This is a genomic window from Pseudoflavonifractor sp. BSD2780061688st1 E11 (assembly GCF_005844125.1).
In the GTDB taxonomy this organism is placed as follows: Bacteria; Bacillota; Clostridia; order Lachnospirales; family Lachnospiraceae; genus Sellimonas; species Sellimonas catena.
Genome location: NZ_SPHM01000019.1, coordinates 17,939 through 43,030, shown reverse-complemented (window position 1 = coordinate 43,030; position 25,092 = coordinate 17,939). Strand labels below are relative to the sequence as shown.

At 44.2% G+C, this 25,092-nt stretch carries 22 protein-coding genes; 8 read left to right on the top strand and 14 right to left on the bottom strand.

Going from position 1 to position 25,092, the window contains the following annotated elements:
- Nucleotides 1-740: 740 nt before the first annotated feature.
- From FGQ85_RS10060 to FGQ85_RS10040, 5 genes are read right to left on the bottom strand one after another with little or no spacing between them, the layout of a single operon-like run.
- Entirely contained in the window at nucleotides 741-1,619 is an 879-nt protein-coding gene (locus FGQ85_RS10060; protein ID WP_087166523.1) for a DUF3881 family protein, read from the bottom strand.
- Nucleotides 1,619-2,899 carry a serine--tRNA ligase gene (gene serS / locus FGQ85_RS10055; protein ID WP_087255192.1) on the bottom strand — a complete coding sequence of 427 codons (1,281 nt, stop codon included), beginning with the start codon at nucleotides 2,897-2,899 and terminating at the stop codon, nucleotides 1,619-1,621. Before serS ends, FGQ85_RS10060 begins: the two co-directional genes overlap by 1 nt.
- 17 nt (nucleotides 2,900-2,916) lie before the next feature.
- Nucleotides 2,917-3,444: a DUF4446 family protein gene (locus FGQ85_RS10050; RefSeq protein WP_087166521.1), complete on the bottom strand. Its 528-nt coding sequence runs from the start codon at nucleotides 3,442-3,444 to the stop codon at nucleotides 2,917-2,919.
- Nucleotide 3,445: 1 nt separating this feature from the next.
- Nucleotides 3,446-4,366 carry a ParB/RepB/Spo0J family partition protein gene (locus FGQ85_RS10045; RefSeq protein WP_087255195.1) on the bottom strand — a complete coding sequence of 307 codons (921 nt, stop codon included), beginning with the start codon at nucleotides 4,364-4,366 and terminating at the stop codon, nucleotides 3,446-3,448.
- Nucleotides 4,363-5,133, bottom strand: a complete 771-nt coding sequence (locus tag FGQ85_RS10040) for an AAA family ATPase (protein ID WP_087166519.1) — start codon at nucleotides 5,131-5,133, stop codon at nucleotides 4,363-4,365. The genes FGQ85_RS10045 and FGQ85_RS10040 overlap by 4 nt, the downstream gene beginning before the upstream one ends.
- A gap of 499 nt (nucleotides 5,134-5,632) precedes the next feature.
- On the opposite strand from FGQ85_RS10040, the gene FGQ85_RS10035 reads away from it, so the two are divergent.
- The gene (locus FGQ85_RS10035; RefSeq protein WP_138373375.1) at nucleotides 5,633-6,583 is read left to right on the top strand and encodes an alpha/beta fold hydrolase; all 951 of its coding nucleotides are present in this window, start codon (nucleotides 5,633-5,635) and stop codon (nucleotides 6,581-6,583) included.
- A gap of 41 nt (nucleotides 6,584-6,624) precedes the next feature.
- On the opposite strand, the gene rsmG is transcribed toward FGQ85_RS10035, so the two are convergent.
- From rsmG to rpmH, 8 genes are all read right to left on the bottom strand, one after another.
- Nucleotides 6,625-7,338, bottom strand: a complete 714-nt coding sequence (gene rsmG, locus FGQ85_RS10030) for a 16S rRNA (guanine(527)-N(7))-methyltransferase RsmG (protein WP_087166517.1) — start codon at nucleotides 7,336-7,338, stop codon at nucleotides 6,625-6,627.
- 18 nt (nucleotides 7,339-7,356) lie between these two features.
- The gene (gene mnmG, locus FGQ85_RS10025; RefSeq protein WP_138373374.1) at nucleotides 7,357-9,258 is read right to left on the bottom strand and encodes a tRNA uridine-5-carboxymethylaminomethyl(34) synthesis enzyme MnmG; all 1,902 of its coding nucleotides are present in this window, start codon (nucleotides 9,256-9,258) and stop codon (nucleotides 7,357-7,359) included.
- Nucleotides 9,224-10,594, bottom strand: coding sequence for a tRNA uridine-5-carboxymethylaminomethyl(34) synthesis GTPase MnmE (mnmE, locus tag FGQ85_RS10020; RefSeq protein WP_138373382.1), 1,371 nt, complete (start codon nucleotides 10,592-10,594; stop codon nucleotides 9,224-9,226). The genes mnmG and mnmE overlap by 35 nt, the downstream gene beginning before the upstream one ends.
- Nucleotides 10,595-10,708: 114 nt before the next feature.
- The gene (jag, locus tag FGQ85_RS10015) at nucleotides 10,709-11,575 is read right to left on the bottom strand and encodes an RNA-binding cell elongation regulator Jag/EloR (RefSeq protein WP_087166907.1); all 867 of its coding nucleotides are present in this window, start codon (nucleotides 11,573-11,575) and stop codon (nucleotides 10,709-10,711) included.
- Nucleotides 11,576-11,599: 24 nt separating this feature from the next.
- Nucleotides 11,600-12,889 (bottom strand): YidC/Oxa1 family membrane protein insertase, encoded by a 1,290-nt coding sequence (locus FGQ85_RS10010; protein ID WP_138373373.1) that lies wholly within the window; start codon nucleotides 12,887-12,889, stop codon nucleotides 11,600-11,602.
- Nucleotides 12,890-12,920: 31 nt separating this feature from the next.
- A complete protein-coding gene (gene yidD, locus FGQ85_RS10005; protein WP_087166514.1) occupies nucleotides 12,921-13,136 on the bottom strand; it encodes a membrane protein insertion efficiency factor YidD in 216 nt (71 codons plus the stop codon).
- The gene (gene rnpA, locus FGQ85_RS10000; RefSeq protein WP_087166513.1) at nucleotides 13,133-13,522 is read right to left on the bottom strand and encodes a ribonuclease P protein component; all 390 of its coding nucleotides are present in this window, start codon (nucleotides 13,520-13,522) and stop codon (nucleotides 13,133-13,135) included. Before rnpA ends, yidD begins: the two co-directional genes overlap by 4 nt.
- Nucleotides 13,523-13,610: 88 nt before the next feature.
- Nucleotides 13,611-13,745 carry a 50S ribosomal protein L34 gene (gene rpmH / locus FGQ85_RS09995; RefSeq protein WP_024733939.1) on the bottom strand — a complete coding sequence of 45 codons (135 nt, stop codon included), beginning with the start codon at nucleotides 13,743-13,745 and terminating at the stop codon, nucleotides 13,611-13,613.
- Nucleotides 13,746-14,291: 546 nt separating this feature from the next.
- Here rpmH and dnaA point away from each other — a divergent pair.
- From dnaA to gyrA, 6 genes are all read left to right on the top strand, one after another.
- Nucleotides 14,292-15,701, top strand: coding sequence for a chromosomal replication initiator protein DnaA (gene dnaA / locus FGQ85_RS09990; RefSeq protein WP_087166511.1), 1,410 nt, complete (start codon nucleotides 14,292-14,294; stop codon nucleotides 15,699-15,701).
- A 179-nt stretch (nucleotides 15,702-15,880) separates the two neighbouring features.
- The gene (gene dnaN / locus FGQ85_RS09985; RefSeq protein ID WP_087166510.1) at nucleotides 15,881-16,987 is read left to right on the top strand and encodes a DNA polymerase III subunit beta; all 1,107 of its coding nucleotides are present in this window, start codon (nucleotides 15,881-15,883) and stop codon (nucleotides 16,985-16,987) included.
- Between the two features lie 17 nt (nucleotides 16,988-17,004).
- Nucleotides 17,005-17,214 carry an RNA-binding S4 domain-containing protein gene (locus FGQ85_RS09980; RefSeq protein ID WP_087166509.1) on the top strand — a complete coding sequence of 70 codons (210 nt, stop codon included), beginning with the start codon at nucleotides 17,005-17,007 and terminating at the stop codon, nucleotides 17,212-17,214.
- 14 nt (nucleotides 17,215-17,228) lie between these two features.
- Nucleotides 17,229-18,314: a DNA replication/repair protein RecF gene (recF, locus tag FGQ85_RS09975; RefSeq protein WP_087166508.1), complete on the top strand. Its 1,086-nt coding sequence runs from the start codon at nucleotides 17,229-17,231 to the stop codon at nucleotides 18,312-18,314.
- Nucleotides 18,315-18,327: 13 nt separating this feature from the next.
- Nucleotides 18,328-20,241 carry a DNA topoisomerase (ATP-hydrolyzing) subunit B gene (gene gyrB / locus FGQ85_RS09970; protein ID WP_087166507.1) on the top strand — a complete coding sequence of 638 codons (1,914 nt, stop codon included), beginning with the start codon at nucleotides 18,328-18,330 and terminating at the stop codon, nucleotides 20,239-20,241.
- 17 nt (nucleotides 20,242-20,258) lie between these two features.
- Nucleotides 20,259-22,757 carry a DNA gyrase subunit A gene (gyrA, locus tag FGQ85_RS09965; protein ID WP_138373372.1) on the top strand — a complete coding sequence of 833 codons (2,499 nt, stop codon included), beginning with the start codon at nucleotides 20,259-20,261 and terminating at the stop codon, nucleotides 22,755-22,757.
- An 83-nt stretch (nucleotides 22,758-22,840) separates the two neighbouring features.
- Here the strand turns inward: gyrA and FGQ85_RS09960 are convergent, their stop codons facing one another.
- Nucleotides 22,841-24,160 (bottom strand): MATE family efflux transporter, encoded by a 1,320-nt coding sequence (locus tag FGQ85_RS09960; RefSeq protein ID WP_138373371.1) that lies wholly within the window; start codon nucleotides 24,158-24,160, stop codon nucleotides 22,841-22,843.
- Nucleotides 24,161-24,412: 252 nt separating this feature from the next.
- Between FGQ85_RS09960 and FGQ85_RS09955 the strand changes: the two genes are divergently transcribed.
- Complete coding sequence (locus FGQ85_RS09955; RefSeq protein ID WP_087255225.1) at nucleotides 24,413-25,090, top strand: response regulator transcription factor; 678 nt, start codon at nucleotides 24,413-24,415, stop codon at nucleotides 25,088-25,090.
- Nucleotides 25,091-25,092 lie beyond the last annotated feature (2 nt).

The following is a 25,092-nucleotide window of genomic DNA, read 5'->3' as shown; positions in this document are numbered from 1 at the left end:
CTTAGGAGGCGAGTGCTCTATCCAGCTGAGCTATGACGACACATGCCGCAAACCCTTGATTTTACTGGGTTTCTGGGATTTTTCCCTTCGGCCATATATAAGATTATCAACTCTATTTCGAGTTGTCAATCTACAGATTTTTTCGATTTGGTAACATTGGAACGTTCCCCAATTTGGGGAATGCTTTGTTGTCACCATTAGCATTTTTCAGAATAGATTCGAACTGAAAGTTGTTTTTCATTTTTTCCCTTTGGGGAATGCCTCGGCTTTCTCTTAGGAGGCGAGTGCTCTATCCAGCTGAGCTATGACGACACATGCCGCAAACCCTTGATTTTACTGGGTTTCTGGGATTTTTCCCTTCGGCCATATATAAGATTATCAACTCTATTTCGAGTTGTCAATCTACAGATTTTTTCGATTTGGTAACATTGGAACGTTCCCCAATTTGGGGAATGCTTTGTTGTCACCATTAGCATTTTTCAGAATAGATTCGAACTGAAAGTTGTTTTTCATTTTTTCCCTTTGGGGAATGCCTCGGCTTTCTCTTAGGAGGCGAACGCTCTATCCTGCTGAGCTACAGAGACATCTATTCAATTAAAATTGGTAACGATCACTTTTCATCGTAAGGCGGCCGGTAGAGCATAACCTTAGGAGGCGGTCGCTCTATCCTGCTGAGCTACGGAAACATAATTGTCACAACACCCCTGATTATACCATATCCCGGGGGTGTTGTGAAGCTTTTATGAAAAATTAATTTTACCCTGGAGCCAGATATTCGTGCGGAACCTTCTTCCCACTGCCGGTTCTCCCAGTATATTGGCTTTCGGAATGCAGACATCAAAAATCATTTCATTGACATCCAGTGTGAGAATCATGATTTTTTCCCTTGTCACCTCATTGATAACCAGATCCATATCCAGGATTTCACCCATGATTGAATACAGGTCACATTCTACGCCGTACGGCATAAAATACGTGTCTATAATACTGAAAATATCCTCTGTAACCACTCTTTTGGACACTTTCTGGTACGTATCCATATCTTTGAGTGTCAGTGTCTCTATTGCCTCGGAATCGCCTTTTCTGGCGGCGCTTACAAGCATCATCCGGTCCCGGAACTGTTCTCTTTGTTCCTTTTTGTCCTTTTCATTTTTTGTGACAGGGAACAGAACAGTACCATCATATGCAAGTCCCGCGAGCGTCACGGATGTTTTCTTTTTGCTGAGATTTCCAGACTGAAGTTCTCTTACATACTCCATCGGATTCTGAAGATAAAACATCAGGGAAATGTCCACTCTGGCATCCTCGCAGATGCCTATATAAGCCTCTTTGTCAATCTTTTTCTCTACAATAACATCCGCGTATGTGGTGATTCCTTTTCCTTGAAATACAGGCACGCTGTATTCTTTTTCAAAGTTTTCGTCCAGATCCATTACACCGTACATGGCCAGTTCCAGACGCTCTCCAAGAATCTTTCGGAATTCACAGTAATCGGTATCTTCATCCAGTATCATTCTTTCATGGGAGGTGAATTCTCTGCGGACTTCCTCTTCCACTTTTCTCATCATGGATCCGGAGATATCACCTCCGAACCCGATTGCTTTTGAATATTTATGCATTATCTGATTTCCTTCATTCCACCCATGTAAGGCTGAAGCGCTTCCGGAATCTTCACAGAGCCATCTGCCTGAAGATTGTTTTCCAGAAATGCGATCAGCATTCTTGGCGGCGCTACTACTGTGTTATTGAGTGTATGTGCAAAATATTTCTTTCCGTCCTGTCCTTTTACACGGATTCCAAGACGTCTTGCCTGAGCGTCTCCAAGGTTGGAGCAGCTTCCTACTTCAAAATATTTTTTCTGTCTTGGAGACCATGCTTCCACATCGCAGGACTTCACTTTCAGATCCGCAAGATCTCCGGAGCAGCATTCCAGTGTACGTACCGGGATATCCAGAGTGCGGAAGAAATCTACTGTGTTTTTCCACATTTTTTCATACCATTCCATACTGTCTTCCGGTTTACATACAACAATCATTTCCTGCTTTTCAAACTGATGTATTCTGTATACACCACGCTCTTCAATTCCGTGTGCCCCTTTTTCTTTTCTGAAGCATGGAGAATAACTGGTCAGTGTTCTCGGAAGTGTCTCCTCCGGAAGCATGGAATCAATGAATTTTCCAATCATGGAGTGTTCACTTGTTCCGATCAGGTACAGATCTTCTCCTTCAATCTTATACATCATTGCATCCATTTCTGCGAAGCTCATTACTCCGGTCACGACATTGCTGCGTATCATAAACGGCGGTACACAGTAAGTAAATCCGCGGTTAATCATAAAATCTCTTGCATAAGAGATTACCGCTGAGTGAAGCCTTGCAATGTCCCCCATCAGGTAATAGAAACCGTTTCCTGCCACTTTTCCGGCGCTTTCCAGATCGATTCCATTGAATTTTTCCATGATTTCTGTATGATATGGGATCTCATAGTCCGGAACAACCGGCTCTCCGAAGCGTTCCAGCTCTACATTTTCGCTGTCATCTTTCCCGATTGGTACAGACGGATCAATGATATTCGGAATCACCATCATGATCTTTTTGATTTTCTCTTCTACTTCCTTTTCTTCTGCAGAAAGTTCAGCTGTTCTTCCGGCATTTGCCTCCACCTGTTTTTTCAGTTCTTCCGCTTCTTCTTTCTTTCCCTGAGCCATGCAGGCACCGATTTGTTTTGAAATTTTGTTCTTATCTGCTCGCAGCGCTTCTACTTCCTGTTTGATTTCACGGTTTCTCTTGTCAAGTTCCAGTACTTCATCTACCAGCGGCAGTTTCTCATCCTGAAATTTCTTTTTGATATTTTCTTTTACTACATCCGGGTTACTTCTGACAAACTTAATATCTAACATTTTAAACTCTTCCTTCCTTATTCTATTCCTGCCAGTTCCTCTGAATCACCATACATAGCCTGTTCCAGTGATTCCGCCTCTTCCTCGGCAAGTTCTGTGTGACATTCTCCGTTCACAATTTCTTTTATATAAATGTAACATCCTTCTCTGCTGTGCATGGCATTTAAGATCCAGCCATTGTCTTCTCCATCCAGTATCGTAAACGCAAAGCTCAATTTCCCGCCCATTTCATTAAAAGCATCGTACTGCACCAGTCCCGTTTTCTGAATACTTCCACTGATTTTTTCTTTTAATGACCGCAGTTCCATCTGATTCTGTCCGGAAAGTTCTTCAATCCTCTCCATTTCTTCCAGGTGACGCCGGATATTATCTTCCAGCGTCTTCCCGTCGCTTCCTCGCATAAACCGGGAATAGCTTCTTTTCAGTCGATTATACTTCATGTTGAGACTCACAAGAAAAGCTCCCAGTATAATCAGAATCAGAAACATGACAATCAGAATATATGCCGGATCAATACCTATCGATTCCAGAATTTTACTCTGCATCTTATCTGACTTCCTCTCTAATACTCATGATCATCTCAAACAGTCTTTCCAGTTCTTCGTCAGAATAATACTCTATTTCTATTTTTCCTTTGCCATTTGCCTTTCTGTTGACGCTGACTTTCGTTCCCATGATTCCTTTCATTTTTTCCTCCAGATCATGGTAAATAAAATCATTTTCCTTTTTTACTTTCTTTTTCTCCGGTTTTGGTTTATTCCATTCACGGATCAGCTTTTCTGTCTCTCTTACACTCAGTTTTTCATCAAAAACCTGAGTGGCAGCCGCATACTGTTCTTCCTTATCTTCCAAAGCAAGCAGTGCCCTTGCATGTCCACTTGAAATCATATCGTCAATCAGCATCTGCTGTACTCTTTCATCCAGCTTCAGGAGACGGATCGAATTCGTTACTGCTGTTCTGCTCTTTCCGACACGCTCCGCGATTTCATCCTGCTTCATGGAAAACTCTTCCATCAGTCTTTTATATGCCTGTGCTTCTTCTACTGGATTCAGGTTTTCTCTCTGAATGTTTTCTATCAGAGCAATCTCAACGACTTCCTGTTTTGAATATTCTCTTATAATCACTGGCACTTCCTTGACTCCGGCCAGCTTAGCTGCCCTCCATCTCCGTTCTCCGGCGATAATTTCATAATATCCGTCCTTTTTCTGTACAAGAAGCGGCTGCAGCACTCCAAACTGCTTGATCGACTCTGCAAGTTCCAGAAGGGAATCTTCCTCAAAATTTCTTCTCGGCTGTTCTCTGTTTGGTTCAATCATATTGATTTTCACCAGTTTTTCTCCAGTTGATACCGCTTCTTCTGTTTTTTCCTTTGCAGGCGTACTCTTTTTGGCCGAACGGTTATCCGGGATCAGACTGTCCAGTCCCTTTCCAAGGCCTTTTCCTAATCCACTTCTTTTCGCTGTCATTCTTCTTCTCCTTTATGAATCACTTCATCTGCCAATAGCATATAACTCTCTGCTCCGGTTGACTTTGGATCATACAGATTAATCGGCATGCCATAGCTTGGCGCCTCAGCAAGTCTGATATTTCTCGGAATGATGGTCTTGTAGATCGTCTGTTCCAGGTTATCTTTTACATTTTCCACTACCTGAAGTGAAAGATTTGTTCTCGCGTCATACATTGTGAATACAACGCCTTCCATCTTCAGATTTTCATTCAATCTTTCCTGCACAAGTTCAATTGTGTGGATGAGCTGGCTTAACCCCTCCAGTGCATAGTATTCACACTGAATCGGGACCAGTACACTGTCAGCTGTCGTCATCGCATTGATTGTCAACATATTCAAAGACGGAGGGCAGTCGATAATCACATAATCATAATTTTCTCTTATCTTTGCCACCTCATCTCTGAGGATATATTCTTTGTTTTCCACTCCAATCATTTCGATTTCGGCGGCCGACAAATCAATATTTGTAGGAAGCACGTCCAGATTTTCAATCACTTCTTTGCACAGAACCTCTTCAATTCCTGCTTTTCCAATGATCAGATCATAGACTGTATTTTCCACCTGATCTTTCTCTACCCCCAGCCCGCTGGTCATATTTCCCTGCGGGTCCATGTCAATCGCCAATACTTTCTGTCCTTTTGCCGCCAGACACGAGGATAAATTAATAGCTGTTGTCGTCTTGCCGACGCCGCCTTTCTGATTGGCAACCGCAATTATTCTACCCATTTATACTTCACCTTTCTTTCATAAGCCTTATTATAACATTTTTTATTTCTATAATCTATATAATGTTTCATGTGAAACATGAAAAATTCGTAACGATTCGGCTATGTGGTTCAGATTTCGGTGAAATGTTCCACGTGAAACAAAAAAATTTCGTATTCATTCAGCTCCATAACTCAAATTTCAGCAGAATGTTTCACGTGGAACATCAAGAAACTCGTGTCAATTCAGCTGTGCAGCTCCGATTTCGGCAAAAATGTTTCACGTGGAACATTTTGGAACAAAACCAGGTCTTTGTCTTCAAGCTAAAATCGTCCCTCAAACACATGATGTTTCACGTGAAACATTTTCTTTTTGCACCAAGCCACTGCGCCTTGAATTCTCGATGAGCAATAACCAAAACAAGAATCGTGTCGAAAATTTCATACATTCACTTCTTTTCTTGCTCTATCCAATGTAGTATAATATATCATAAGAATAACTATGAAAGTTGGCCGAATTTATGAAGAAAAAAATAAGATCTTTTGTTATCCTGACTGCCTTATGTGCAGCTACAATACATATTATAAACAGAACGATTCATCATCTCTCTACACTGCATAATCTGCTTCACAAAGAGAATGAATCTGATTATGAATGGCGTTTTGGGAAGATTCATTATAGAAAATGCGGCACTGGGAAGCCTTTGCTGCTGCTCCACGATCTTGCTCCGGCAAGCTCATCTGTAGAGTGGTCTCACATTGTTCCTTTACTTTCCAGGGAGCATACTGTTTATACGGTAGATCTTCTCGGATGTGGTCAGTCAGATAAGCCAAACCTGACCTATACCAATTTTCTGTATGTACAGATGATTTCCGATTTTATCAAACATGTAGTCCATGAACCTGTAGATGTCATCGCCACTGGTGCTTCTGCTCCTCTTGTAGCAATGACAGCAACCTCCAGCCAGGAACTAATTGATAAAATGATCTTCGTTAATCCGCAGAGCCTGCATGAGTTGGCTAAAATACCTTCCAAGCGCAGCAAATTATTATATCACTTTATCAATATGCCACTGCTTGGCACTTTCCTTTATAATATCTTGTTCTGCCGGAGACGGATTGCCGCAAAATCGGAAGAAGCATTCTTTGATCCTGCTCAGATCGATGAGCTTATGGTCAATACCTATTATGAGTCTGCTCATCTGGATCATATGCATTCCAGATACCTGTTTGCAAGCATCCGCGGAAACTATACGAATGTGAACCTTGCACCATTCCTTTCAAGGATCACACACAGTATCTTTATTATTACCGGTGCTGAGAATCCTCTCTTTAATGAGAAAGCATCCCAGTATCAAAAATACCTTCCGTCAATCGAAATTGTCTCCATGGGAGAGACAAAAGCCTATCCTCACATTGAAAAACCGGAAGAATTTTGCGAACAGGTTGAGATCCTTCTTGATCCAAAATAACAAAAAAAATGAGTGTTTCACGTGAAACACTCATTTTTTTATTACTGTAATGGCTCTTTTGCAGGCAGGCCTGCTTTTCTCGGATATTTCTTTGCCGTAGATTTGATTTTCTTAATTTTAATGAATGAACGGCCAATCTCGGTTCCCTGCAGCTTGAACTTATACACTTCTTCGATTGTTCCTCCAAGAATTTTTGCCGCATTGCGTGCCTGTTCTACTTCTTCATCCACTTCTTCCGACTTATACGGTACAAAATAGCCGCCAACTTTTACATAAGGAAGGCAATATTCCGATAAAGTGGCCAGATTTGCCACTGCGCGCGATACACAAAGGTCAAACTTTTCTCTATAATCCGCCTTTTTAGCGAAATCTTCTGCTCTTCCATGGATCGTTTCAATTCCGTTAAGTCCCAGCTTTGCAATTACCTCATTCAGAAAACGGATTCTTTTATTTAATGAATCCAGCAACACAACTTTGATCTCCGGAAAGACGATTTTAAGCGGAATTCCCGGAAATCCGGCTCCGGTCCCCACATCGATCAATGATGATACCTTTGTCATATCACAGCTTTTGACAATCGAAAGGCTGTCCAGGAAATGCTTTTCATTCACTTCCTCATATTCTGTAATTCCGGTGAGATTCATTACCTTGTTCCATTCCACCAGAATATCATAATACTGATCAAACTGTTCGTACTGTCTGTCCGTCAGGGAAAGACCGATCTCTTTTAATCTTGCTTCAAACACCTTATCCACTCTTCTTCTCCTTTCCCGTTAAGCCCGTCTCATGGACTCCAGATAGACCAGCAGCACGGAAATATCTGCCGGTGAAACCCCGGATATTCTGGATGCCTGTCCGATGGATACCGGACGCTGCGCGCTCAGCTTCTGCACTGCCTCAATCCGAAGGCTTTTCACATCGTTATAATCAATATCCTCCGGTATTTTCTTTTTCTCCATCTTCTTGAACTGTTCCACCTGCCGCATCTGCCGCTTGATATATCCGTCATATTTAATATTAATATCAACCTGCTCTGCCACTTCTTCCGGAATCTGCGGCCTGTTTTCATCAATTGAAGCCAGAATATTGTAATGAAGCTCCGGTCTCCGGATCAGATCCGCAATGGTTGCTCCGGAATTCAGCGGAGTACTTCCATACTGTATTAACAGATTCTGTACTTTTTCACTAGTTCCTACATTTACATGTTCTACTCGTTCTATCTCAGATGTAATCATTTTTTCCTTTTCCAGAAGCTTTTCATACCGTTCTTCTGAAACCAGCCCGATTTCATGCCCAATCTTCGTCAGTCTCTGGTCCGCATTGTCCTGACGAAGCAGGAGGCGGTATTCTGCCCTGGAGGTCATCATTCTGTATGGTTCATGGCTCTCTTTTGTAACCAGATCATCGATGAGAACACCGATATAAGCCTGGGAACGGTCCAGAATGAGCTGTTCCCTGCCAAGAATCTTCTGCGCCGCATTGATGCCCGCTACAAGTCCCTGTGCCGCAGCCTCCTCATATCCGGAGCTTCCGTTAAACTGTCCGGCACTGTAGAGCCCTTCCACCTTCCGAAATTCCAGCGTCGGATAAAGCTGTCTTGCATCGATACAGTCATACTCAATCGCATAGGCATTTCTCACAATCTTCGCATGCTCCAGCCCCGGTACAGAACGGTACATCTCATACTGTACATCCTCCGGGAGAGAACTGGACATTCCGCCGATATACATCTCATTCGTATATTCTCCCTCCGGTTCGATGAATACCTGATGCCTGTTTTTATCTGCGAATTTTACGACCTTGTCTTCGATAGACGGACAATACCTCGGTCCGGTTCCCTCGATCGCGCCGGAAAACAGAGGGGATCTGTCCAGATTATTCCGGATGATTTCATGGGTTTTTTCATTCGTATACGTCAGCCAGCAGGAAATCTGCTCTCTCTGCACCGATTCCGGATCTGTTGTAAAGGAAAACGGTGTAATTCTTTCGTCTCCCTTCTGCTCTTCCATCTTGGAAAAATCAATCGATCTGCGGTCGATTCTCGCCGGAGTTCCTGTCTTAAAACGGTACATTGATACACCGAGCTTCTTCATGCAGTCAGACAGGTATGTGGACGCCTGAAGGCCGTTTGGGCCGGTTTCTATGCTGACATCACCATAAATACACCTCGCCTTCAAATACGTCCCTGTACAGAGAATTACGGCCTTACAGCGGTATATGGCACCGGAGATGATCTGTACTCCGGTAACTTTCCCGTCTTCCACGAGAATATCCACCACTTCCGCCTGCTTTAAATCCAGCCCCGGCTGGTTTTCCAGCACCATACGCATGGCCTTGCTGTACTCCTGTTTATCCGCCTGCGCTCTCAATGAATGAACCGCAGGCCCTTTGGAACGGTTGAGCATTTTTGACTGAATAAATGTGCGGTCGATGACCTTTCCCATCTCTCCGCCGAGAGCATCCACCTCTTTTACCAGATGCCCCTTTGATGTTCCACCGATATTCGGATTGCACGGCATCATCGCCACGCTTTCCATGCTGACCGTAAAGACAATCGTCCTCATCCCAAGTCTTGCCGCCGCCAGGGCCGCCTCACAGCCCGCATGTCCGGCGCCGATTACGGCAACATCGTACACGTCTTTATTTTCCCATACAGAATTTACTGAATATTTCATTAACCAGATCCTCTCCTATCGTTTCTCCCGTAATACTTCCAAGTGCTTCGTATGCATCCATCAGATCAATCGTATAAAAATCCTCCGGCATGCCGTCTTCGATACTTCGTTTTACCTGTTTCAGGCTTGTAAAGGCCTGTTCCAGAGCCTCTTTCTGTCTCACATTCGTAATATAGACTTCATCATTAAAAGCAATCTCGCCCCGGAAAAACATCTCCTTTACGGTCTGTTCCAGTTCGTAGATTCCCTCTTCTTCCTTTGCTGAAATCTCAATCATCGGCTTATCCAGATGTTCCTGGATCATTTCTTTTGTCACCTTTGTCTCAAGATCCGACTTATTCAACAGAACAATCACGTTCTTATCCTGGATCATCTCCATGATCTCAAAATCATTTTCATCCAGATTTCGCGATGAGTCAACTACAAAAATAATCAAATCCGCATCTTCCGCCTGATTTTTCGCCCGGTCGACGCCGATTTTTTCCACCACATCTTCTGTCTTTCGGATTCCGGCCGTATCCATAATATTCAGGCTGACTCCGTTTAACTGGATGTGCTCTTCCAGAATATCCCTTGTCGTCCCCTCAATCTCCGTCACAATGGCCCGCTCTTCTCCTACCAGCGCATTCAGAAGAGAGGACTTCCCTGCATTTGGCTTTCCTACGATCACCGTCCGGATTCCTTCCTGCATCATCCTGCCGTTATCCGCAGTATCGATCAGTTTTTTCAGTTCTTTCAACAATTCCTCTACTTTTTCCACAAGGATATCTCCGTATCCGTCCAGAGAAATATGCTCCGGATCATCCAGGGCAGACTCAATGTAGGCTGTATGATACAGAATTTCTTCCCTCATGGCGCTGATTTTGCGTTGTACGCTTCCTTTCAACTGACTGACTGAATTCTTCAGGGCATACTCATTTTTGGAATGAATGACGTCTATGACCGCCTCTGCCTGCGACAGATCCATCCTTCCGTTCAGGAAAGCCCTCTTTGTAAATTCACCCGGTTCAGCAGCTCTGGCGCCGTTTTTCAGTACGGTTTCCAGTATTTTTCTGACGACAAAGACTCCCCCGTGGCAGTCGATTTCCACGGTATCTTCTCCTGTATAGCTGTGCGGTCCTCTCATAAGCATCACCAGCACTTCATCTATCGTATTTTCCCCGTCCTTGATCCACCCATAATGTACGGTATGAGATGGCTGCGAGGAAAGTGTTTTCTTTCCTTTATAGATCCTGTCTGCAATTTCAAATGCATCCGGTCCGCTGATCCTTACAATTCCGATTCCGGAATCCGACATGGCTGTCGAGATCGCTGCGATTGTCTCCGTTACTTTCATCATGTCTGCACCCTCTCTTGTTCCTGCATATTCTGCACTGGAAATATTTTCCTGTTCAAAAAACAAAAAGGGCAGATTCTCCTGTTGTCATGGAAATCAGCCCTTTTTCTATCTTTACTTATTTCTGATTAAGGTTACTACGACTCTTCTGTAAGGCTCTTCTCCTTCACTGTGTGTCGTCACATAACGGTCTGCCTGAAGAGCAGAATGAATAATTCTTCTTTCGTATGGATTCATCGGTTCCAGAGCAACCGGTTTCTTCGTTCTCTTTACCTTGTAGGCAATGTTTTTCGCAAGATTTTCGAGAGTTTCTTTTCTTCTTCTTCTGTAGTCTTCTGTATCCAGCTTCACTCTCACATATCCATCCTGTGTCTTGTTTGCTACTCTGTTTGTAAGATACTGAAGAGAATCCAGTGTCTGACCTCTCTTACCGATCAGGATTCCCATATTCTTTCCATCCATCACGATTTCGAGGGCGCCCTCTTCATCAATACGGGATGAAATTTTAACTTCCATATCCATTGCGTGAAGCACGTCTGTGAGGAATTTCTCACATGCTGCAATTGTCTCATCCTGCACTTTTGCGAGCTTTTTACTCTCCTGAACCGGCTTTGTTTCTTTTACTTCTTTCACTTCAGCCGCTTCTTTTTCTCTTTTTTCTTTCCGCTCTTTCTTTTCTCTGCGCGGTTTTTTCTCTTTTACCTCGGATTTCATCTCCGGTTTTACTGCTTTTTCTTCGCCTTTTACCTCAGAGATGACCTCCTGGATTTCTTCTTTAAGCTCTTCTAATTCATCTTCTTTTTCTACTGTTTTCTTTTTCCATGCACGGATGACAGCCTGTTTGCTTCCGATTCCAAGAAAACCGCTGCTTCCTTTTTCAATTACATCGTATTCCAGCATATCACTTGTAACACCAAGCTGGATCAGGGCTTCTGTAATTGCATCATCCACTGTTTTTGCTGATACTGTAATTTCACCCATCCTGATAACCTCTTTCTTCATCTCTTACTTCTTTTGACTGTCTTTATGATTACTTTCATTATACTGTCTTACCAGATTTGCTTTCGCTGCGAGGCTTCCTGATTTTGCGTTTTTGCTCTTCTCAGCCGCTCTTTGTAAGGCTTCTTCTCTTTCTTTTTCTGTCATCTTTTTCTGTTTTGGCTCTTCAATGCTTCTTGCGTGAACCTGAGCCATCTCAGAAAGTTTCTGTGCGTTTGTGCCCTTCTTTTCTCTCTTTTTCGCCGCTTTTTTCTGATTCTTCTCAATCAGTTCTTCAATCGATATCCTGGAAAGATATTTATTAATAGCAAGCTGCTGAATCATACGTACTACTGCACTGGCGATCCAGTAAAGTCCGATACCGGAAGGGAATGTAAAACACATTATCACTGAAAATAACGGCATGATCTTCATCATTGCATTCATGGAATTTACCATGGAATCGTCACTGCTGTCATTTTCTGTCGGCGCTGCCGTCGGTGAAAGTTTCATACTGATATACTGTGTCAATGCCGAAATAATCGGAATAGACAGAGCCAGGATTGCCGCTATAACAGCTCCTGTTTGAATCGAATTCATGAAAATATTCAGTGGAGTTTCCGCAATATTGATTCCGAGGAAAGAATTCAAATGTGTCAGACTATCCTGAGTAGAACGGATCAGCGACTCCAGATCCGGCAGTTTGTCGGCCAGAGTATCCCAGCTGCTTTCCTGAAATTTGTAAAGCGCATCCACCATAACGTTGGGCTGGCTGAATTTATATCTGGACGGATCCATTGCAATCGCATTCGTCTTACCAAGCGCCTCCATTGCCGCCTGTCCGCCTTCGGTGGACAAAAGCTGATTTACGAGCGGCATGTAAACTTCTTTGATTCCGTCTACATAAGCCGGGATATTACGGATTACATAAAACAGACCCCACAGAATCGGCAGCTGGATCAAAAGCTGCGAACAGCCTCCCATCATGGAAGTTCCGTATTTCTCATAGACCATCTTGGTTTCTTCCTGCATCTTCATCATCGATGCCTGGTCTTTTTTGTTCTTATATTTGTTCTGAATCCTTCTAAGCTCCGGATTCATTACAACGGTCAGTTTTGACGCCTTTTGCTGTTTGTACGTCAATGGAAGAAGCAGTGTATAGATAATGATTGTAAAAATAATGATACAAAGACCAATATTTTCAATATGGAATACATTACTAAGCACACTGAAAATTCCGTTCATCAGATGCCCCAGAAGCCAGGAAATCTGGCCGACGATCGGAGCCGATGACTGTGTCAATAATAAACCTTCCATCAGTTCTCCTCCATATTCAGGTATTATTTAATTACGGTACCGGATCGTATCCTCCCCGGTGGAACGGATTACATCTGAGTATTCTCCAGACCGTAAGAAGTCCTCCCTTTAAGGCTCCGTACTTCTCGATTGCCTCCAGTCCGTACTCCGAACAGGTCGGCGTATAAATACAGTGCTGTGTCGGCAGCTTGTACTTTGATAAATGCTTTCTGTAAAAACGAATTACTGCAAGCAACAGTTTTTTCATCGTTTCATCTCCATTTCATTTCCCTTATCCGAAGAATCCTGCTGTGTGTCCTGTAAATATATATGATGAAGTTTTCCGAGATGGACCACTGCACTTTCTATTTCCTGATAGCTTTTGTCCTTTGCCGAAGCCCGTGCAATGATAATTATGTCATATCCACGCCGGAAATGCTCTTCCTGCAGTCGATAACTTTCTCTCAATAGCCGTGTAACCCTGTGACGGACTACACTGTTCCCTACCTTTTTGCTGACTGAAAGTCCCAGTCTGTTGCCCGAGGTACCATTCTCTCTGACATACATGACAAGATATCTGTTTGCATAGGATTTTCCTTTTTTATAGGTCAGCTGAAAATCCCTGTTCTTTTTCAATGATTCTGAAAACTGCATTGCCGTATGCTCCTGATATGTTCTACGGTACGCAGATTATCCGCCTTTTCTTCATTCTGTATAGAAGAAAAGGCCACATATATGCGGCCTACGCTGATAATCTTTTTCTTCCTTTTGCTCTTCTGGCTGCGAGAACTTTTCTTCCGCCTGCCGTGCTCATTCTTGCTCTGAATCCATGAACTTTCGCTCTGGAACGTTTCTTTGGCTGAAATGTCATTTTCATTACTTTCCACCTCCTTAACCTGAAACTTATATATATAAATATAAGTACATTAATATCGTTCTTTGCTAAAAGACACCACGTCTGATTATAGTCAAAAACCCCCTGCAAGTCAAGTAATTCCGTGATTTTTTTACGTTTTTTCACAAGGATCCACAGTTATACAGCTCCTTTCCACAGGACCGGGACAATTTTATCTGCTCTGGAATGCTTTACACGCTGATTTCCACATGTTTTCAACATTTTGTGGATAATTTTGTGATTTTGTGTGGAAAACATGTTGGATTCTGCTAAATTCGTCATTTTTTTTCCGGTTTCATGCGGTTTTCCACTGTTCAAAATCTTATCCACATCGATTTTACATTGCACTTGAAATCTTTTTGTTGTAATATATAAGGGAGTGAATCTATTTATTTCACGAGATCGCAGCGAAAATCCGGCCCGTTTTTTTTGTGTCGGGTGTTTTTTGCTGTGCTTTTCAGTCATGTCCTGATCAGACGTCTCTGACAGGCGGACAGTACTAAAACAATAAGATTAGGAGTCATCAAAATGGACATCGTAACAGAAAAATGGAATGAAATAATTGAAAATTTAAGACTTGAGCATAGTCTTTCCGACGTTTCATTTAAAACATGGATTCTTCCATTAAAAGTCTATGATGTAATTGAAAATACCGTCTATATTCTCGTGACGTTAGATGGGACCGGTGATTATATCGATTACATAGAGAAAAAATACCTCCTTCCATTTAAAGTTTCGATCGCTGAAATTACCGGAATCGAGTATGATGTCAAATTTATTCCGGATAACCCGAGCGAACTGGAAAAGGTAGAAGAAATAGCAAATGCTCACAAGAAAAAAGCAGCGGCACACACAAAGAAAAACGACAATCTTCTTATGATAGAGCGTGCAAACTTAAACCCGCGCTATACATTTGATACCTTTGTCGTCGGCAAAAACAACAATTTCGCCCATGCCGCATCCCTTGCAGTTGCAGAATCACCGGGTGAAGTATACAATCCTTTATTCCTCTACGGAGGTGTAGGACTTGGGAAAACCCATCTGATGCATTCGATTGCTCATTTTATTCTGGAAAAAGATCCGAAGAAAAAGGTTCTCTACGTGACAAGTGAGGCCTTTACCAATGAGCTGATCGAATCCCTCAGAAGCGGTAAAACGGGAAACGAACTTCCGATGACTGCTTTTCGTGATAAATACAGAAATGTCGATGTGCTCCTGATTGACGATATCCAGTTTATTATAGGAAAGGAGAGTACCCAGGAAGAGTTTTTCCACACATTCAATCACCTGCATGTGGCCGGAAAACAGATCATCATTTCCTCGGACAAACCTCCTAAGGATATCGAAACACTGGAGGCACGGCTTCGTACCCGGTTTGAGTGGGGACTCATCGCTGATATTTCGGCTCCGGATTACGAGACCCGAATGGCAATTCTGAAGAAAAAAATCGAATCCGATCAGCTGGAACGCTACCATATTCCGGAAGATGTTCTGCAGTTTATTGCGACTAACATCAAATCCAACATCCGGGAGCTGGAAGGTTCTCTTAACAAACTGATCGCACTGTATAAATTAAAGAACGAAGAGATCAATATTTCACTTGCAGCCGAGGCTTTAAAAGATCTGATCTCGCCGGATGAAAACCGGAAGATCACGCCGGAACTGATCATCGAAACAGTTTCCGAACATTTCGGGATCTCTGTAGCGGACTTAAAGAGCGCAAGCCGCGATGCAAAGACAACAAGCGCACGCCATATTGCCATGTATCTTTGCCGTTCCATGACAGACACCCCTCTGAAAATGATCGGATCCTTACTTGGCGGAAGAGACCACTCGACTGTGAAACATGGTGTGGATAAAGTGTCGAAAGATATGGAAAACAATGATTCTCTGAAAAATACAATCAGTATCATTCAAAAGAAAATCAGTCCGCTTTGATGATTTTCCTGCATTCATCCTCATGAAATCCAAGCCCGTTCAACGAAGATTTCCATCCCGGAATCCACGAACTGGCGCGGGTTTGCACAGGTTATGCACATATCCACACATCCTAAGGCGGCGAATGCGGATATCTTATATATAAAAATTTATCTGGCTCAGCGAAAGGAGTTATACACATGAAAATTATCTGCACAAAATCCAATCTGGCAAAAGGTGTGGGAATCGTCTCCAAAGCAGTTCCTTCTAAAACAACAATGCCGATTCTGGAATGTATTTTGATTGATGCGACAAACGATATAATCAAACTGACAGCAAATGATATGGAACTTGGAATCGAAACAATTATCGAAGGTGAAATTGTACAGCCTGGTATGATTGCTCTGGATGCAAAAATCTTTTCTGAAATTGTCAGAAAGCTCCCGGATAGTGAAATCGTTATCACAACGGATGAAAATGAACAAACATTAATTACCTGTGAGAAAGCGAAATTTCAGATTGCCGGAAAATCCGGAAGTGATTTCGCCTACCTTCCATATATTGAAAAGAACGAATCCATTCTGGTATCACAATATACATTAAAAGAAGTGATCCGCCAGACAATCTTTTCTATTGCTGATACAGAGAGCAACAAGCTGATGACCGGTGAGCTGTTTGAAGTAGAAGATAACATTCTGAAAGTAGTTTCACTGGACGGTCACAGAATCTCCATCCGGAAGATTGAGCTGAAAGACAACTATGACCATAAAAAAGTTGTCGTTCCAGGAAAGACACTCACAGAAATCAGCAAGATTTTATCCGGCGATGCCGAGAGCGAAGTACAGATTTACTTTGCAGAAAATCATATTGTATTTGAATTTGATCAGACTGTTGTCGTATCCCGTCTGATCGAGGGAGAGTATTTCCGCATTGAGCAGATGCTCTCAAGCGATTATGAGACGAAGGTACACATTAATAAAAAAGAACTGTTAAACTGTATTGACCGTGCAACGCTTCTTGTAAAAGAAGGAGACAAGCGTCCGATCATCATTCAGATCGGCGACGAAACAATGGAGCTGAAGATTCAGTCACAGCTTGGATCCATGGATGAGGAGATTTTTATCACAAAAGAAGGAAAGGATCTTCTGATCGGATTCAATCCGAAATTCCTGATCGATGCCCTGAGAGTGATCGATGACGAGGATGTCGCGCTCTACTTTATGAATGCGAAGGCTCCATGCTTTATCAAGGATGAGAAGGAAAGTTATGTATATCTGATCCTTCCGGTCAACTTTAACGCAATCTAAAGGAAAGAGGTTACCAGATGGAGACAATTACACTTCGGGATGAATTTATCAAACTTGGACAGGCGCTGAAAGCCGCCGGACTTTGTGAATCCGGGGTAGAGGCGAAAGAAGTCATCCAGGACGGCCTTGTGAAGGTCAATGGAAGTGTCGACACAAGACGCGGAAGAAAGCTGTATGACGGGGACGTCGTATCCTTCGACGGACAGGAAATCAAAATACAGAAATAGCGGACAGGTGCGGCATGATCATCCAGTCATTGAAATTAAAAAATTTTAGAAATTATGAACTTTTAAATCTTGAATTTCATCCTGTCACAAATATTTTTCACGGGGATAATGCCCAGGGAAAGACGAATATTCTTGAGGCGGTCTACCTTGCGGGCACGACGAAGTCGCACCGCGGAACAAAGGACAGGGATATGATTTCGTTTGGAAAAGAGGAATCCCATATTGAGGTCGAGGTTCTGAAAAATGGGGTTCCTTTTCGAATCGATATCCATCTGAAAAAAAACAGCCCGAAGGGGGCGGCCATCAACCGGATGCCGGTGAAACGTGCAAGCGAACTGTTCGGGATCATTAATCTGGTGTTTTTTTCACCGGAGGATCTGAATATTATCAAGGATGGTCCGGCTCAGAGGAGACGGTTCATGGATCTGGAGCTCTCCCAGCTCGATAAGATCTATCTGAACAACCTGGCGGACTATAACCGGGTGGTCAACCAGAGGAACCGACTGTTAAAAGAGATGGCATTTCAGGATAATTTAAGAGATACGCTGGACATCTGGGATCTGCAGCTCATCCGGTACGGGGAGCTGGTCATGGAAGGAAGGCGGAAGTTTATCCGGGAGATCAATGAGATCGTCGGAGAGATACATGAAAAGCTGACCGGGGGAAAGGAACGGCTTGTCATGGAGTACGAACCGTCCACAGGGGAGATGTCCCTTGAGGAGGCGGTGAAAAAGAACCGGGAGCGGGATATCCGGATGAAGAGTACCTCTGCGGGTCCACACCGGGATGATATCTGCTTTCGGATCCATGATATGGACATCCGGAAGTTCGGTTCTCAGGGACAGCAGCGTACAGCGGCACTTTCCCTGAAGCTTGCGGAGATTGAGATCGTAAAGCGGGTGATTCATGACACGCCGGTTTTACTTTTGGATGATGTGTTGTCTGAACTTGATAAACACAGGCAAAACTATTTATTAGACAGCATACACGATATTCAGACTCTGATCACCTGTACCGGTGTGGAAGAGTTCGTGAATCATCGTTTTTCAATCAATAAAGTGTTCCTTGTCCAGAATGGACATGTAACAAATGAAAATTAATAGGAGGATCAGTATGAGCGCAGAATATGGTGGAGATCAAATCCAGATCTTGGAAGGGTTGGAGGCGGTCCGCAAAAGACCAGGAATGTATATCGGCAGCACTTCTGCAAGAGGACTTCACCACCTTGTGTACGAAATCGTGGACAATGCGGTGGATGAGGCGCTTGCGGGATTTTGTGATACGATCGAAGTGACGGTCAACGCGGATAATTCCGTGACAGTCATTGACAACGGAAGAGGCATTCCAACCGGCATCAACCATAAATCCGGGCTTCCTGCCGTGGAAGTCGTATTTACGGTACTTCATGCCGGCGGAAAATTCGGAGGCGGAGGATACAAGGTATCCGGCGGTCTTCACGGAGTAGGGGCATCCGTTGTCAATGCGCTTTCAGACTGGCTTGTAGTAGAAGTATGGAGAGACGGCAAAATTCATGAACAGCGTTATGAGAGAGGCAAGGTCGTCACTCCGCTGACTGTAATCGGGGAATGTGACCCTGATAAAACCGGAACGAAAGTCACTTTCCTTCCGGACGAGACGATTTTTGAGGAGACAGTGTTTGATTACGGAGTGTTAAGACAGCGTCTCCGTGAAATGGCATTCCTTACAAAAAATCTGAAGATCACATTAAAAGACGACAGAGAGGAAAAACGGGAGGAGTCCTTCCACTATGAAGGAGGAATCCGCGAATTTGTAAGCTATTTAAACCGAAGCGTGCAGCCTCTTTATGAGCAGATTATCTACTGTGAGGGCACAAGAGATGATGTGTATGTGGAGGTTGCAATGCAGCATAACGATTCCTACACAGAGAGTACATACGGGTTTGTCAATAATATTACAACACCGGAAGGTGGTACTCATATTGTGGGATTCCGTAATGCTCTGACAAAGACGTTCAACGCTTATGCAAAGAAGAATAAACTGATCAAGGAAAATGAGCAGAGCTTGAGCGGTGAAGATATCAGGGAAGGACTGACTGCCATTGTCAGTGTTAAACTTCCGGAGCCTCAGTTTGAGGGACAGACAAAGCAGAAGCTTGGAAACAGCGAGGCAAGAGGAGCGGTCGACAGTATCGTAAGCTCCCAGCTTGAGATTTTCCTGGAGCAGAATCCGGCTGTGGCAAAGACAATTATTGAGAAGTCTGTGATGGCACAAAGAGCGAGAGAGGCAGCGAGAAAAGCGCGTGATCTGACAAGAAGAAAGTCGGCGCTGGAAGGCATGTCTCTGCCTGGAAAGCTTGCGGACTGTTCCGACAAGGATCCGAAAAACTGTGAAATCTACATTGTAGAGGGAGACTCCGCCGGCGGTTCCGCAAAGACGGCGAGAGACCGTACGACCCAGGCGATTCTGCCGCTTCGTGGTAAGATTCTGAATGTGGAGAAGGCACGACTGGACAAGATTTACGCAAACGCGGAGATCAAGGCTATGATTACAGCTTTCGGAACCGGAATCCATGAAGATTTTGATATCAGCAAGCTACGGTATGACAAGATTATCATCATGACCGATGCGGATGTGGACGGGGCACATATCAGTACCCTGCTTCTGACATTCCTTTACCGGTTTATGCCGGATCTGATCAAAGAAGGACATGTATACCTTGCAAAACCGCCGCTTTACAAACTTGAGAAAAATAAAAAAGTCTGGTATGCGTACAGCGATGAGGAGCTTGCATCCATTCTCGCGGAAGTGGGACGTGACCAGAATAACAAGATCCAGAGATACAAAGGACTTGGTGAGATGGATTCAGATCAGCTCTGGGAGACGACGATGGATCCGGAACAGAGAATTCTGATCCGTGTGACGATGGATGAAGAGACATCCTCGGAACTGGATCTGACATTTACGACTCTGATGGGAGACAAGGTCGAACCGAGACGTGAGTTCATCGAGGAAAATGCGAAATACGTGAAGAATCTGGATGTATAAGGGAAGGGAGATAAGCAATGGAAGATACTATCTTTGATAAGATCGAGGAAATCGATCTTGAGAAAAAAATGAAAGAGTCGTATATCAACTATGCCATGAGCGTTATCGCTTCCCGTGCGCTTCCGGATGTAAGGGACGGTCTGAAGCCGGTACAGAGAAGAATCCTGTATTCGATGATCGAGCTGAACAACGGTCCGGACAAGCCGCACCGTAAATGTGCGCGTATCGTCGGTGATACGATGGGTAAATATCATCCGCACGGTGACAGTTCCATCTATGGAGCCCTGGTTAATATGGCACAGGACTGGTCCACACGTTATCCGCTTGTAGACGGCCATGGAAACTTCGGATCCGTGGACGGGGACGGCGCGGCAGCCATGCGTTATACAGAGGCAAGACTCAGTAAAATTTCCATGGAACTGACTGCGGATATCAATAAAAATACCGTAGACTTTGAGCCGAACTTTGACGAGACGGAAAAGGAACCGGTTGTACTTCCGGCGAGATTTCCGAATCTTCTCGTAAACGGAACCTCCGGTATCGCGGTCGGAATGGCGACAAATATTCCGCCGCACAACTTAAAAGAAGTCATTGGTGCGGTAGTCAGGATCATCGATGACCAGATGGAGAATAAAGAAACGACCATCGAAGACATTATGAAGATTGTAAAAGGACCGGACTTCCCGACCGGAGCGACGATCCTCGGAACAAGAGGAATCAACGAGGCGTACCGCACCGGAAGAGGAAAGATTGTTGTCCGGGCCGTAACTAATATTGAGGCCATGGCAAACGGCAAGAGCCGGATCATTGTGACAGAGCTCCCGTACATGGTCAATAAAGCAAGACTCATTGCAAAGATTGCGGATCTGGTGAAAGAAAAGAGAATCGACGGTATCGTCGATTTAAGCGACCAGTCCAGCCGGGAAGGTATGAGAATCTGTATTGAGCTGAGACGTGACGCCAACGCAAACGTCATCTTAAACCAGCTCTACAAGCACACCCAGCTCCAGGATACGTTTGGAGTCATCATGCTGGCACTCGTGAACGGGGAGCCGAAGATCATGAATCTTCTGGATATGCTCGGACATTACCTGAAACATCAGGAAGAAGTCATTACGAGAAGAACCCAGTATGAGTTAAACAAGGCAGAAGAGCGTGCCCATATTTTACAGGGACTGCTCATTGCCCTTGACAATATTGACGAAGTCATCAAGATTATCCGTGGTTCCCAGACCGTACAGCTTGCAAAGACGGAATTGATGGAACGCTTCCAGCTCTCCGACGCACAGGCACAGGCAATCGTAGACATGCGTCTGCGTGCTCTAACCGGACTGGAAAGAGAGAAGCTGGAAAAAGAATTTGAAGAACTGATGAAACGGATTGGGGAGTTGAAAGCAATTTTGGCAGACAGAAACCTGCTTCTTGGAGTCATCAAAGAAGAGATCCTTGCGATCAGCGAAAAATACGGAGACGAGAGACGGACACAGATTGGATTCGATGTGTACGACATCTCTACAGAAGATCTCATTCCGAGGGAGGACGTTGTGATCACCATGACAAAGCTGGGCTATATCAAGCGGATGACAACGGACAACTTCAAGAGCCAGAACCGAGGAGGACGCGGCATCAAAGGAATGCAGACACTGGATGAGGACTACGTGGAAGAGCTCTTTATGTGCTCAACCCATCACTATATTATGTTCTTCACCAATACGGGAAGGGTCTACCGTCTGAAAGGATATGAAATTCCGGAGGCGGGAAGGACCGCAAGAGGAACGGCGATCATCAATCTGCTTCAGCTTCAGCCGGAGGAGAAGATCACCGCAGTCATCCCGATCAAGGAGTATGAAGAAGGACAGTATCTGTTCATGGCAACCAAGAAAGGTCTTGTCAAGAAGACTCCGATCATGGACTACGCAAATGTCAGAAAGACAGGGCTGGCAGCCATCACACTCAGAGAGGACGACGAACTGATCGAGGTTAAGACGACAGACGATACGAAGGACATTCTGCTTGTAACAAAATACGGACAGTGTATTCGTTTCCACGAAACAGATGTCCGGCCGACAGGAAGAACATCCATGGGAGTACGTGGAATGAATCTTGGTGATCAGGATGAAGTTATCGGAATGCAGCTTGATATCCAGGGAGAATATCTCCTGATTGTATCGGAAAAAGGTATGGGAAAACTGACCGCTATGGAAGAATTCACACCACAGAACCGAGGCGGAAAAGGAATCAAATGCTACAAGATCATTGAAAAGACAGGAAATGTCGTAGGTGTGAAAGCCGTCGATGAGGAGGATGAGATCATGATTATCAATACCGAAGGCATTATCATCCGGACCGAGTGCTCCGGCATCTCAAAACTGGGACGGATTACATCCGGCGTCAAACTCATCAACCTGGACGATAACGTCAGCGTGGCAAGCATCGCAAAAGTCAGAAAGACGGAAGACGATGGGGACGAAGAGGAAGAAAGCCAGGAAGAGAACGAAGAAGTGACAGAAGAATAAAGAAGTGACCGCGCACCTGTTTTGTGCACGGTTACATAGAAAACAGGAAGATGTTCTCAGATCGAGAATGTCTTCCTGTTTTTTTATCTGCTATAAAGCCGGTTTTTGTAAATGAAATACAGTACAGCTCCAACAACCGCCGTCACAAGCTCGGTAGCCGGGAAGGACATCCAGACACCTGTCATGTCCCAGAGGTTTGCAAAGAGAAAGGCAATCGGGATAATCAGGATCAGTCCCCGAAGGAGAGAGATGATCTGTGCCGGAAGTGCCTTCTCGACGGACGTAAAGTACATCGAAAGGATGATATTGAATCCCGCAAACACAAGGGAGGTAAAATATAACTTCAGTCCGGTTACCGCAATCTCCTGCAGTTTTGCATTGTGTTCACTGTTAAAAGCAGATGCGATCGGATCCGCAAATACAAAGAGAATCAGGTACATCACTGCGGACAGGATTACCATGGAAATCATGGCGTATCGCAGAAACTGACGGATGCCGTCTGTCTTTTTCCGGCCGTAGGAATGGCTGACAAGCGGCTGGATTCCCTGGGCGATTCCGGTATAGAAAGAAAGAACCACGAGGGAAATATTGGCGATGACTCCGTAGGCAGCCACTCCGGTATTGCCTTCCAGGTCCAGAATCAGCATGTTAAATACAATCATGACAATCGCAGCGCTGATCTGGGACAGCAGGGAAGGAAATCCGAGGGAAATGTTGGTACGGATGGAATCTGCATCCGGAACCAGTTTCCGGAAATGGAATCCTCTTTTCTTTCCAAGCCAGTGCGGGGACATGATAGTGAGTCCGACAACCGGAGAAAATCCGGTGGCAAGAACCGCACCAAGCATTCCCATATTGCAAGGGAAGATAAAAATATAGTCAAATACGACATTGAACAGACTTCCGCATACGGTTGCAATCATGGAAAGTCTTGGATTGCCGTCGTTTCTTACGAAACAGAGAATGATATCATTAAAAATAAAGGCCGGTGAAAACAGCATCATCACACGTAGATACGTATTTGTCATTTCGAAGGTATTCTGATTGGCACCAAGGAGTCTTGCCAGGGAACCGGAGAAAAACAGCCCTCCGAGCATAAAAATTATTGAGAAAAAGATCCCCAGATATACGGTATTCGTAAAAATCGTATCGGCACCCTTCTGATTATTCTGGCTTTTCAGAATGGAAAAACGGGTAGCGCCTCCCATTCCGAGCATCAGTCCGGTTCCATGAATAAAATCATAGGTCGGAATGGCAAGATTCAGGGCTGCAAGACCATTTGTCCCCAGTCCCTGGGCCACAAAAAAGGTATCAGCAAGAATATAGCAGGAAATGGCAATCATACCCATAATGCTGAAAAAGGAATACCTGATAAAATCCTGAAATGGTGTATTTTTCGTCATAAAACCCTCCTGTTATTTCGGACTTCCACGCCGGAAAAGACAAAAAGAAAAGCGCTGACATTTTGTATCTTCAAAGGCCTACGATACAAAATCCAACGCTTGATTACCCGGCGGTAAGTCTTTATTTTATTTCTCGAATCAGAATATCAGAATGCCAGGAAAGAGTCAAGGAAAAATTCAGATGAGTTGACTTTTTTCTGCCTATCCTGTTTAATGAAAAACAGGAAGAAGATGATGAAAGGAGAGACCGGTATGCAGACGACAAAAATTCTGCTGGTGGAGGACGACCGGCTGATTATAGAAAATCTGACAGAATTTTTAAAGGGGGAAGGCTTTGAAGTACAGTACGCCGAAGGGCAGGAAAAAGCGATGAGACTTCTGGAAGAGCAGGAATTTGACCTGATCCTTCTGGATGTTACGCTGGCACAGGGAAACGGTTACAGTGCCTGTACACAGATCAAGTCCAGATATGAGATTCCGATTATTTTTCTGACGGCGCTGGACGATGAATTTTCCGTGGTGACCGGACTGGAGATGGGAGCGGATGATTATATCAGCAAGCCGTTCCGGCCAAGGGAGCTTGTATCCAGAATGCGGACGGTACTCAGAAGAACGGGCCGGAACCAGAAGATGCTTTCCTGTCAGGATATCTGTGTGGATCCGGTCAAGGGAATTACGACAAAAAAGGGAGAGGAAGTATTTCTCTCGGCGCTGGAATACAGGCTGCTGCTTGTCTTTTTCCAGCATCGGGGCATGGTGATGTCAAGATCCATGCTTCTGGAGGAAATCTGGGATATTGCAGGAGAGTATGTCAATGACAATACGCTGACAGTCTATATTAAAAGACTGAGAGAAAAGATCGAGGACAATCCACAGGAGCCGAAGATCATCAAAACGGTTCGGGGACTTGGATATAAGATGGAGGGATAAGG